The following is an 11024-nucleotide window of genomic DNA, read 5'->3' as shown; positions in this document are numbered from 1 at the left end:
GGGGTCTATGTGGGGCCCCGTATGGCGGGGCCCGCGGCGCCCCGGGGGGCCCGGCCGGCCCGCCCCACAACCACCCCGGTTCGGCGGGCCGTCCGGCCGCGCCACCAGGAACCACCTCAAGCGCGACTCTCATCGAACCAGACTTCGACACAGACCCTAGTCGAGCACTTCCCGGTGGCGACTCGGTGCGCTAACGTGAACTCACTAGTTCGTACATTAATCGGGGAGGTCGGGTGGTCCACTACCTGATCGGGCTCATCGGTTCCGGCATCGGCCCGTCCCTCAGCCCGGCGCTGCACGAGCGCGAGGCCGCCGAGCTCGGACTGGGTTACTCCTACCGGCTCCTCGACCTCGACGTCATCGGACGGCCGGTGGGCGACGTGCTCGCAGCGGCCAGGTCCGAGGGGTTCGACGGCCTCAACATCACCCATCCGGCGAAGCAGGCGGTGCTGCCGCACCTGGACGAGATCGTCCCCGAGGCGGCCGCGCTCGGTGCCGTCAACACCGTCGTCTTCGACCGCGGCAGGGCGATCGGCCACAACACCGACGCGACCGGTTTCGCCCGCAGCCTGAGCCGGGGCCTGCCGGACGCCGCGATGGCGAACGTCGTCCTGCTCGGCGCGGGCGGGGCCGGTGCCGCCGTGGCCCACGCGCTGTTGTCGCTCGGCACCGGGCACCTCGGCGTCCACGACGTCGACGAGAGCCGCAGTGCGACACTGGTGGCAGCGCTGGAAAGCAGGTTCGGCGCCGGCCGTGCCACCGTCTGCGCTCCCGAGGCGGTGCGCACCGCGGACGGCCTCGTCCACGCGACCCCCACCGGCATGGCCGCACATCCCGGCCTGCCGCTCGACGAGTCGTTGCTGCGCGGCGAACTCTGGGTCGCCGACATCGTCTACCGGCCGCTGGAGACCGGGCTCCTCGCCGCCGCACGGGCACGGGGCTGCCGGGTGCTGCACGGTGGCGGCATGGTCGTGCTCCAAGCCGCGGAGTCGTTGCGGCTGTTCACCGGCGTCGAGCCAGACGCCGGCCGGATGCTCGCGCACTTCGCGGAACTGGAAGGAGAACCGGCGCATGCGTCCTGACCCGCGCACCGCCATCGCCACCGTGTGCCTGTCCGGCACGCTGGAGGACAAGCTGACCGCGGCCGCCGAGGCGGGCTTCGACGGCATCGAGCTCTTCGAGAACGACCTGCTCGCGGACCGCCGCACTCCTGCGGAGATCCGGAAACGCTGCGCCGATCTCGGGCTGAGCATCGACCTGTACCAGCCCTTCCGCGACTTCGAGGCCGTACCATCGGACGTGCTCGCCGCCAACCTGCGCCGCGCCGGGCAGAAGTTCGACGTCATGGCCGAACTGGGCGTCGACACCGTGCTGGTGTGCTCGTCGGTCTCGCCCGACGCCATCGACGACGACGACCTCGCGGCCGAGCAGCTGCACCTGCTCGCGACCCGTGCCGCCGAACGAGGCCTGCGCATCGCCTACGAGGCGCTCGCCTGGGGCAGGTACGTCAACGGCTACGAACACGCGTGGCGGATCGTGCGCCGCGCCGCCCACCCATCGCTCGGCGTCTGCCTCGACAGCTTCCACATCCTGTCCAAAGGGGACGATCCCAGGGCGATCCGCGCGATCCCCGGCGACAAGATCTTCTTCCTGCAGCTCGCCGACGCGCCGACGCTGCCGATGGACGTGCTCCAGTGGAGCCGCCACCACCGCCTCTTCCCGGGACAGGGCGACTTCGACCTGACGTCCTTCACCCGCAACGTCCTCGACGCCGGGTACCGCGGGCCGCTCTCGCTGGAGGTGTTCAACGACGTCTTCCGCCAGTCCGACCCGCACCGCGCCGCGGTCGACGCCATACGGTCGCTGCTCAGCCTCCAGGACTCCCTGCGGCAGCTGGACGTTCCGGCCGCACCCGTGCCCGCCGGCTACGCCTTCGCCGAGGTCGTGGGGGAGTCGGGCCTCGCCCGGCTGGGCTTCACCCGTGAAGGCGTGCACCGCTCGAAGCCGGTGGAGCTGTGGACCCAGGGCGACGCACGCGTGCTCGTCAACGCGGAGGGCGAGCCCGGTGCGATCGGCGCACTCGGCCTCTCAGTGCCGGATCCGGCCGCCGCGGCGCGGCGCGCGAAGGTCATGCTCGCGCCACCGCTGTCGCGGGCGACCGGTCCTGGCGAGGCGCCGCTGACCGCGATCGCCGCACCCGACGGGACCCAGATCTTCCTGTGCGCCGACGACGACTGGGTCGGCGACTTCGTGCCCACCGGTGAGTCGGCCCCGCAGGCCGGCATCACCGGTATCGACCACGTCGCGCTGACCCAGCCCTTCGACAACTTCGACGAGGCGGGGCTGTTCTACCGTTCGGTGCTGGGCCTGGAACCGGGAGCGACGGCGGAGTTCGCCGCGCCGTTCGGCCTGGTGCGCGGCCGCGGCGTGAGCGGCGGAGGTGTCCGCCTCACCCTGGACGCCGCGCTGGTCCGCCGGGGAGGCTGGGCGCCCGCCGTCGAAGAACCCCAGCACATCGCCTTCACCTGTGCCGACGCCGTCGAGTGCGCCAAGGCCCTCCGGCAGCTGGGCGCACGGCTGCTGGACATCCCCGGCAACTACTACGACGACCTCCTGGCGCGCACCGGTCTGCCGGCCGATCGCGTCAGTGCGCTGCGTGAGCAGTCGGTGCTCTACGACCGCGACGAGCGTGGTGAGTACCTGCACTTCTACACCGAGCTGGCCGGGGCGAGGGTGTTCTTCGAGGTGGTCCAGCGCATCGGTGACTACCGCGGGTTCGGCGTGGTGAACGCACCTGTGCGCATGGCCGCCCACCACGCCGTCCGCAACGCCCCGAACCACACCTAGGGCAGCACCTGCATGTTGGCCATCATCGCCATCGACGAGTGGTCGAAGAAGTGGCAGTGGAACGGGTACACGCCGGTGAACTCCGAGTCGAACTTGACCAGGATCTTCACGGTCTGCCCGGCGGGCACCCTGGCGGTGTCCTTCGGGTAGGCCTCCCACTCGCCCACCGGCTGCCCGGCCCGTTCCAGCACGCGGAACTGGACGAGGTGCAGGTGGATCGAGTGCGGGAAGTTGTACTGGCCGTCGTCGTTGACGACCTCCCAGAGCTCCGTCGTGCCGCGCTTGACGGTCAGGTCGATCCGCTTGGGGTCGTAGGCCTTCCCGTCGATCGCGTAGAACGTGTTCGTGGGGTCCCTGGCGAGCACGATCCGCCGCGTCACGGTGGGCGTGCCCAGGTCCTCGAGGTCGCGCAGCTTCGCCGGGACCACGCTGTCGTCCGCCACCACCGAGCCGGTGACCTCGAACCGGAGCAGCTGCCGCCCCGGCGTCTCCGGGCCGTTGAAGGTGTTCTCCAGGATAACGTTCGAGCCCGAGGGGAACTTGCTGAAGTCGATGACGATCTCGGCGCGCTCGGCCGGCCACAACTCCACCTCCGGCCGGGCGACCGGACGTCCCAGCAGTCCGCCGTCCGAGGCGATCTGGATGACCTCCGAGGCGGGGTTCAGCGCCAGCCGCAACGGCCGCGAGTTCGCCGCGTTGATCAGCCGCAGCCGGTACTTGCGCCGCTTGACCTTGTGCGTCGGCTGGATCGCGCCGTTGACGAGCACCGTCTTGCGGTTGGCGAAGTCGTCGAGCTTCCAGACCAGCTGGCCGTCGCCGTCGAACTGGGCGTCGCGGATCACCAGCGGGATGTCGAACTCGCCGCTGGGCAGCCTCAGCGCGTCGGTCTCCGAGTCGCTGATGAGGTACGCGCCCGTCAGTCCTCTGTAGACCTGCTCGGCCTCCACGTGGTGGGCGTGGTCGTGGTACCAGAGCGTGGCCGCGGGCTGGGAGTTCGGGTAGTGGTACAGGCGGGACGCGCCGGGGTCGATCGTGTCGAGCGGGTGACCGTCGCTCTCGGGGGCCACGTTCGCGCCGTGCAGGTGCACCGCCGCGGGCGTGGACATCTTGTTGGTGACCTTGACGATGGCCGCGCGGCCGCGGCGCGACCGGATGGTCGGGCCGGGGAAGCTGCCGTTGAAGGTGAGCACCCTCGTGTCGAGGCCGGGGAAGATCCGGGCCGTCGCCGGGGTGACCACCATTTCGTAGTGGTCGGCGCTGCGTGAGGACGTCACGGGCCTGAGCACGGGCGGAATCGGCAACGGCACCGAGAACGGCGTGACCACGGGCGGGTCGTCCGACAACGCCGACGCGAGCTGTTGCGCTGGCAGAACCATGCCGACCCCCGCGACCGCACTGAGTTTCAGGGCGTCTCTTCGGCTGAACATTCTTTCGGGCACCTTTCCGGAAACTCGGGAAACCCTCTTACGGAACACCGAAAAACAGAACGCCGACGATCGCGAAGACGAAGGTGTACTGGAGTACGACCACGGCGGCGGCGAGCGTGTTGGCGAAGGAGATCGCCGGACCGAGTGCCAGTGTCGCCACCAGCAGGGTCGCCGGCGCGGTGGCGACCGCCACCAGGAACGAGAACCCCAGCCGGGCCGCGATCCCGTCGGTCTGCCAGCGGAACCGCCGCACGGCGTACGCCACCAGGGCGACCGCGACGAGCATCAGGTGCATGCCCAGCACGGCCAGGCCCGGATAGTTCGCGATCGCGTCGCCGGTGATGGGCGCGACCTGCCGGGACGTGCCGCTGTGCGAGTGCCCGCTGAGCCCGAGCTGGGTGGCGGTCGGAATGGAGTCCGACGGCAGGAACAAAGCCTTCCCGCGCAACACCCACGCCATGAGCGCGGCACTGCCCAACGCGAACACGAGAACCAGTGGCACGCGCAACCGGATCGCCGGGCGCGTGGCAGCACCAGGCGTCAGGACCTCGGCCGACATCTTTCCCCCCAAGACGAAGTGTCCCTGCGGACGAACATATGCACCGGACCTAGAGGCTCTCTAGCGGTGACATCGGGAGGACGGCGGTGGTGCCGGTGTCATTCGGATTTGCGACAATGGCGGTATGGAACGGCCCGCGGCGGAACTCACGGTCGGGCAACTGTCCGATCGCAGTGGTGTACCCATTTCCGCATTGCGCTTCTACGAGCGGCAGAACCTGATCTCCAGCCGCCGGACCGCCGGCAACCAGCGCCGCTACTCCCGCGACACGCTCCGCCGGGTCGCGCTGATCCGCATCGCCCAGCGCGTCGGGATCTCGCTCGCCGACGTCCGCGAGATGCTGTCGACGCTGCCCGACGACCGGGTGCCGTCCCGCGTGGACTGGCAGCGGATGTCGGAGCAGTGGCGGTCGGAGCTGGAGGAGCGGATCCACCGGCTGCGGCAGTTGCTCGACGAGTTCACCGAATGCGTCGGCTGCGGCTGCCTGTCGATCGACCGGTGCCTGCTCGCCAACCCGGACGACGTGCTGGGCGAGCAGGGCCCCGGCCCCAGAAGACTGGGCTAGATCGTCGCCAGCACCTCGCGGATCGCGCTGATCACCTTGTCCTGCACGTCCTCCGACAGCGACGCGTACATCGGCAGCGAGAAGATCTCGTCGGCCAGCCGCTCGGTCACCGGCAGTGAGCCGGTCTCGTACCCGAGGTGCGCGAAGCCGCTCATGGTGTGCACCGGCCAGCGGTAGCTGACGTTCAACATGATGTCGTACGCCTCCAGCCGCTCGATGATCTCGTCCCGCTTCGGGTGGCGGACCACGTAGAGGTAGTACACGTGGTCGTTGCCGGGCGTGATCGACGGCAGCACCAGCGACGTGTCGGCCAGGCCTTCCGCGTAGCGGTCCGCCACCCGGCGGCGGGCCGCGAGGTACGAGTCGAACCGGGTCAGCTTGCGCCGCAGGATCTCCGCGTGCACCTCGTCCAGCCGCGAGTTGTGGCCCGGCGTCGACGTGACGTAGTACTGCTTCTCCATGCCGTAGTAGCGCAACCGGCGCAGGTTCGCTTCGACCTGGTCGTCGTTGGTGATGGTCGCGCCGCCGTCGCCGTACGCGCCCAGCACCTTCGTCGGGTAGAACGAGAACGCCGCCGCGTCGCCCATCGTGCCGGCCAGCCGGCCGTGGTGGCGGGCGCCGTGCGACTGCGCGCAGTCCTCCAGCAGGGCGAGGTCGTGCTTGGCCGCCAACGCTTCCAGCGGCGCCATGTTCACGCACTGGCCGTAGAGGTGCACGGGCAGCAGGCACTTCGTGCGCGGGGTGATGGCGGCCTCGACCTGGCTGGTGTCCATCAGGTAGTCGTCCGGCCTGATGTCCACGAACACCGGCGTGGCCCCGACCTGGTCGATCGCGATCACGGTCGGCGCCGCCGTGTTCGACACGGTGATCACCTCGTCGCCGGGGCCGACGCCCAGCGCGCGCAGGGCGAGCACGATGGCGTTGGTGCCGTTGTCGCAACTGACGCAGTGCCGCACACCGTGGTAGTCCGCGTACTCGCGCTCGAACCCGCGCACGCTCTCACCGAGCACGAGCAGGCCGGACCGGAACACCGTGTCGACGGCGTCGAGGATGTCGTCGCGCTCCTGCTCGTATTCGGCCAGGTAGTCCCAAACGCGCGTAGTCATTGCAGTGCCGCACCTTTCCCAGTGAGCTGATCGAAGTCGGTGAAGTCCCTGGCGCCGTGCAGCCACGACACCTCGTCGTGCAGGTCGGTGGCCGACATCGACGACAACATCTCGCTACGTGCCCTGGCCTCCACGCCAGAGGGGTGGAACAGCCGCGTGCCGATCTCGCGGGACACGTGCTGCGCACGGGCGGTCCGGTCCCGGCGCACCGCGTTGTACTTCAGCGCGCACGCGGCGAACTCGTCCGCGCCGCAGTCGAGCAGGTCGCCGAGCACGACCGCGTCCTCCAGCGCCTGGCACGCGCCCTGCGCCGCGTACTGGAGCATCGGGTGGGCCGCGTCGCCGAGCAGCACGACCCGGCCGTCGGTCCAGCCGGGCACGGGGTCCCGGTCGCAGAGAACCCAGGTGCGCCAGCCCTTTCCCAGTTCGAGCAGGCGCCGCGCGGGCTCGCTCAGCACCGGGAACCGGGCGTGCACGTGCGCGGTCTCCACGGGTTCGCCGACGACGACCTCGGTGGCGGCGTCGTCGCGGGTGATCGCCATGTTGAAGAACCGGCCGTTGCCGATCGGGTAGTGCACCAGGTGCCACTTCGGTCCCGCCCACAGCGTGACCGAGTTCGACCGCAGCTCCGGAGGTACCTCGGACATCGGGATGACGCATCGGTAGATGGTGTGGCCGGAGACGCGGGGCGCGCCGTCGCCGATGAGTTGCCGCCGGACCGCGGACCGGATGCCGTCCGCGCCGACCAGCAGGTCCGCGCTGAGCCGCGCACCGGAGGCGAGGACGGCCGTGACGCCGGCGGAGTCCTGTTCGTAGGCGGTGACCTGGCTGTCGGTGCGCAGCTCGATGTTCTCGTGCTCCCGGCACGCCGAGAGCAGCGGCTGGTACAGATCACCGCGTTGCACGACCGCGTACGGGTTGCCGAACCGCTGCCGGTACTCACCGGTCAACGGCATGCTCGTGATGCGGTCGCCGGTGGTGCCGTCCATGAGCCGCAGCTCGTCGATGAACACGGCCGTGGCCCGCACGTCCGCGCCCACACCGAGCAGGTCCAGCGCGTGGAACGCGTTGGGAGCCAGCTGGATGCCCGCGCCCAGCTCGGTGAAGTCCCGGTTGCGTTCGGCGACGAGCACGCGGTGGCCGTGCCGCGCGATGCTCAACGCGGCCGCCAGCCCGCCGATCCCACCGCCGGCGACGAGGATGTTCGCCATCTGCTCTCCTCTCAGCGGCCGACGAGTTCGACCAGAAGTTCACGGATGATGGACAGGCCGTCCTTGCTCAGCACGGACTCGGCGTGGAACTGCAGCGACCGGAAACCGTTGCCGCGCAACGCGTGCACCTCGCCGGTGTGCTCGTCCCTGCTGACCTCGACGACGCGCCCGTCGCAGTCCACCTTGTCCTGGTCGCACAGCGCGGCGAAGCTGTTGTAGAACCCGACCCGCACGCGCCGGCCGAACAGGTCGATCTCCCGCCCGGCGCCCTGGTTGGGCACGGGCCTGCGGTGCAGCGGGAACCCGAGCAGCCGGCTGAGCACCTGGTGGCTCAGGCACACCGAGAGGAACGGCCGGTCCTCGTCGAGCAGGTGTTGGATGGTCGCGGTCAGCGCCTGGATGCGGGGGTCGTGGTCGTCGTACGGGTCGCCCGGCCCCGGGCCCATCACCACCAGGTCGTGCTCCTCCACCGCGTACGGCTCGTCGAACCGCGCGATGGTGACCGTCAGCCCGAGCGAGCGCAGCAGATGGCCGAGCATCGACGTGAACGTGTCCTCGGCGTCGACGACCAGCACCGTGCGGCCGGCCAGTTCCGGTACGTCGTGGGTCTGCGGCCGCAGCCAGTGGCCGGCCACCCGTTCGTTGCGCTGCCCCAACGCCCGCAGCACCGACGGGTCGCGGCCGAACGTCCCCACGCCCGGTGAGCTGAACGCGGCGAGCAGCCCGGCGGCCTTCGCCCTGGTCTCGGCCGCCTCCGACTCCGGCCGGGAGTGCCGGACCAGGGTCGAGCCGACACCGATCCGCATCCGGCCGGCCGGGTCGATGTCGGCGGTCCTGATCAGGATCGCCGAGTCCATCGTCCGTTCACCGGCGGCGTCCCGGCCGATCAGCGCGGCCACCCCGCTGTAGTAGCCGCGACCGTCGGGTTCGTAGCGGCTGATGATCCGGCACGCGTTCTCCAGCGGGCTGCCGGTGACCGTCGGCGCGAACATGGTCTCGCGCAGGACGTGGCGCACGTCGAGGGAGGTGTGGCCCTCGATGAGGTACTCGGTGTGCGCGAGCCGGGTCATCTCCTTGAGGTACGGCCCGTGGACCCGCCCGCCGGTCGCGCACACCCGTCCCATCATCTTGAGCTCCTCGTCGACGACCATGAACAGCTCGTCGGTCTCCTTGGCGTCGCCGAGGAAGTCGAGCACGTCCGGCAGGGTCGGCCCGGTCGGCGGGTAGCGGTACGTCCCGCTGATCGGGTTCATCACCGCCGTGCCGTCCGCGATGCTGACGTGCCGTTCCGGGCTGGCGCCGACCAGCGTGCGCTGTCCGGTGTGCACGACGAACGTCCAGTAGGTGCCCGACTCCAGCCGGGCCAGCCGGCGGAACAGGGTGAGCGCGCTGTGCGTCGAGTAGCCGGTGATGTCCGCGACGAACGAGCGCTTGATGACGAAGTTCGAGCCCTCGCCGTGGCCGATCTCCTGCCCGACGACCTGCCGGACGATCTCGGCGTACCCGTCGTCGTCGACGTCGAACTCCCCGCCGGTCATCGCGATCGGCACCTCCGGCAGCCGGGGCAGCGCCTCGGCCAGCGGCAGCACCTCCTGCCCGGTCACCTGCAGCACCAGCAACGAGGTGCCGTCGTCCACGCAGCTGTAGCCGCGTTCCGCGATCTGCCGGTACGGCATGAGCACGAGCACCTCGTGGCCCGGCCCGGTGGCGGTCAGCGGCACCTCCGCCAGTGTGTCCACTGAGGACACCTCGCCGACGATGACGTCCAGGCTGTCCGGGTCGGTGCCGCGGCGGTGCAGCAGGGCGAACGGTGGCGGATCGGCGGCGGTGACCAAGCCGAGCAACCCGGTCATGCCACCGCCTCCACGGCTTCCAACGTGCTGAGCACGTTCGTGGTCGTGGTCACCATGGCACTGCGCTCGGCGGCGTACGACAGCGCCATCCGGTGGTACTCCTCGGAGAAGTCCGCGATCGCGTCGGCCACCAGGAACGCCTGGACATCCTCGGACATCGCGTCCACAGTGGTCATCAGCAGGCCGACGTGCGCGTACACCCCGCAGCAGATGAGCTGGTCACGGCCTGCGGCCCGCATGCGCGCCAACAGGTCCGTGCGGCAGAACGCGCTGTAGCGCCACTTGGTCAGGACCCAGTCCTGCGGCCGCGGCGCGACCTCGGCCACCACGTCCCGGTGCACCGGGTCCCTGGACATCCCGGAGCCCCAGAAGTCCCGCAGCAGACCGCGTTGTTCCGCGGTCATGTCACCGGGCTGGGCGGTGTACGCCACCGGGATGCCGAGTGCGGCGCAGCTCTCCCGGATCCGGGCGGTGTTGGCGACCAGGTCGGTCAGCGGCGTCTCGCCCTGGGGGAAGAACCGCAGGAAGTAGTGCTGCATGTCGTGGATCAGCAGCACCGCCCTGGCCGGGTCGATCCGCCAGTCCACGGTGTTGGCCGGGAGCGCGTCGGCGGCGGGCATGGGGTAGGGGACGATGGCGGGAATGGGCATGGGGAAGAACCTCGCAGGGGTCAGACGCCGAGCGTGGCGCCGCCGTCGACGGTGAGATCGTGCATGGTCACGTGCGCGGCCTGGTCGGACAGCAGGAACAGGACGGCGTTGGCCACGTCGGCCGGCCGGGCCAGTTTGCGCAGCGGGATCCCGACGCGGTACGCGTCGAGCTTGCCCTCGATGGACGTCGCGGTCGCGTCGTCGCCGTTCCACAGGGCGCGCAGCATCGGGGTGTCGGTGGAGCCGGGCGCCACCAGGTTGCAGCGGATGCCGTACCGGGCGACCTCCAGGCCGAGGCATTTGGTGAACATCGTCGACGCCGCCTTGGACGCGGCGTACGCGCCCATCCCGACCCGTGCGGTCGACGCCGAGTTCGACGCGACCGTGACGATCGCGCCGGTGCGGCGCGGCACCATCCGCCTGGCCACCGCGCGGGAGGTGAGGAAGACGCCGGTGGTGTTGACCTGGAACGTCCGCGTCCAGTCCTCTTCGGACAGTTCGGTCACCTGGCCGACGCGCAGCACGCCGGCCGCGTTGACCAGGTAGTCGATCGGCCCGAGCTCGCGCTCGATCCGGTCGACGACGGCCTCCACCTCGGCGCTGGAGGTCACGTCGGCGGCGAAGCCGTGCACCCGCAGGTCCTCACCGCGTAGCTTCTCCACGGAGTCGTGCAGCTGGTCGGCGTCGTTGTCGACGGCCGCGACCGCGAGGCCCTGCAGGGCGAGCGCGCGTGCGATCTCCACGCCCATGCCGCCCGCGGCCCCGGTGACCACGGCCGTCCGTCCACCCAGTTCGGTCATGTTCCG

The 11024-nt window shown here is 70.4% G+C and carries 10 protein-coding genes; 3 read left to right on the top strand and 7 right to left on the bottom strand.

From position 1 onward, the window contains the following. Positions 1-233: 233 nt before the first annotated feature. A complete protein-coding gene (locus AB0M48_RS06130; RefSeq protein WP_363836272.1) occupies positions 234-1082 on the top strand; it encodes a shikimate dehydrogenase in 849 nt (282 codons plus the stop codon). Beyond that, a complete protein-coding gene (locus tag AB0M48_RS06125) occupies positions 1072-2847 on the top strand; it encodes a TIM barrel protein (RefSeq protein WP_363836271.1) in 1776 nt (591 codons plus the stop codon). The genes AB0M48_RS06130 and AB0M48_RS06125 overlap by 11 nt, the downstream gene beginning before the upstream one ends. On the opposite strand, the gene AB0M48_RS06120 is transcribed toward AB0M48_RS06125, so the two are convergent. Further along, positions 2844-4274 (bottom strand): multicopper oxidase domain-containing protein, encoded by a 1431-nt coding sequence (locus tag AB0M48_RS06120; protein ID WP_363836270.1) that lies wholly within the window; start codon positions 4272-4274, stop codon positions 2844-2846. The two genes, AB0M48_RS06125 and AB0M48_RS06120, sit on opposite strands and share 4 nt — an antisense overlap. 37 nt (positions 4275-4311) lie before the next feature. After that, positions 4312-4833 (bottom strand): hypothetical protein, encoded by a 522-nt coding sequence (locus tag AB0M48_RS06115; RefSeq protein WP_363836269.1) that lies wholly within the window; start codon positions 4831-4833, stop codon positions 4312-4314. A 124-nt stretch (positions 4834-4957) separates the two neighbouring features. Here AB0M48_RS06115 and soxR point away from each other — a divergent pair, with 124 nt between their 5' ends. Then, the gene (gene soxR, locus AB0M48_RS06110; protein WP_319986906.1) at positions 4958-5398 is read left to right on the top strand and encodes a redox-sensitive transcriptional activator SoxR; all 441 of its coding nucleotides are present in this window, start codon (positions 4958-4960) and stop codon (positions 5396-5398) included. Here soxR and AB0M48_RS06105 read toward each other — a convergent pair. From AB0M48_RS06105 to AB0M48_RS06085, 5 genes are read right to left on the bottom strand one after another with little or no spacing between them, the layout of a single operon-like run. Further along, positions 5395-6504, bottom strand: a complete 1110-nt coding sequence (locus tag AB0M48_RS06105; protein WP_363836268.1) for a DegT/DnrJ/EryC1/StrS family aminotransferase — start codon at positions 6502-6504, stop codon at positions 5395-5397. The two genes, soxR and AB0M48_RS06105, sit on opposite strands and share 4 nt — an antisense overlap. Continuing rightward, a complete protein-coding gene (locus AB0M48_RS06100) occupies positions 6501-7715 on the bottom strand; it encodes a 3-hydroxybenzoate 6-monooxygenase (RefSeq protein ID WP_363836267.1) in 1215 nt (404 codons plus the stop codon). The genes AB0M48_RS06105 and AB0M48_RS06100 overlap by 4 nt, the downstream gene beginning before the upstream one ends. Before the next feature lie 11 nt (positions 7716-7726). After that, positions 7727-9568: an anthranilate synthase family protein gene (locus AB0M48_RS06095; protein ID WP_363836266.1), complete on the bottom strand. Its 1842-nt coding sequence runs from the start codon at positions 9566-9568 to the stop codon at positions 7727-7729. Further along, entirely contained in the window at positions 9565-10218 is a 654-nt protein-coding gene (locus AB0M48_RS06090; protein WP_363836265.1) for an isochorismatase family protein, read from the bottom strand. Before AB0M48_RS06090 ends, AB0M48_RS06095 begins: the two co-directional genes overlap by 4 nt. A 20-nt stretch (positions 10219-10238) precedes the next feature. Further along, entirely contained in the window at positions 10239-11018 is a 780-nt protein-coding gene (locus AB0M48_RS06085; RefSeq protein ID WP_363836264.1) for a 2,3-dihydro-2,3-dihydroxybenzoate dehydrogenase, read from the bottom strand. Positions 11019-11024 lie beyond the last annotated feature (6 nt).

The sequence above is a fragment of the Lentzea sp. NPDC051208 genome, assembly GCF_040682435.1.
Classification (GTDB): Bacteria; Actinomycetota; Actinomycetes; order Mycobacteriales; family Pseudonocardiaceae; genus Lentzea; species Lentzea kristufekii.
Note: the sequence above shows the minus strand (reverse complement) of the source record. Positions and strands in the feature narration are given on the sequence as shown.